Raw genomic sequence first — 289 nt, 5'->3', positions numbered from 1 at the left:
AAAAAGGGCCGTTCCTATTTCTCGAAGCGGCAGAGGACGGCTATGAGCGCTTTATCGAGTCGGGCTACATGCGTAAGATGCCGGAGGACATTCGCGAAGGCGTACTCAATCACGGCATCCGCAATTCGCACTTGCTGACGGTCGCGCCTACGGGTTCTACCGGAAGCATGGTCGGATGTAGCACCGGACTCGAACCGTACTTCTCGTTTAAATATTACCGCAGCGGGCGTCTCGGCAAGTTTATCGAAGTGTATGCAGGCATCGTTCAAGAATACCTCGACGCGAATCC

The 289-nt window shown here is 54.3% G+C and carries 1 pseudogene; it reads left to right on the top strand.

Annotated elements, in window-relative coordinates:
- Positions 1 to 289: pseudogene (locus PZE06_RS28910) on the top strand (vitamin B12-dependent ribonucleotide reductase); the annotation flags it as partial.

Source organism: Robertmurraya sp. DFI.2.37 (assembly GCF_029211245.1).
Lineage (GTDB): Bacteria > Bacillota > Bacilli > Bacillales > Cytobacillaceae > Robertmurraya > Robertmurraya methanolica_A.
This window is presented reverse-complemented; position numbering and strand designations above follow the sequence as displayed.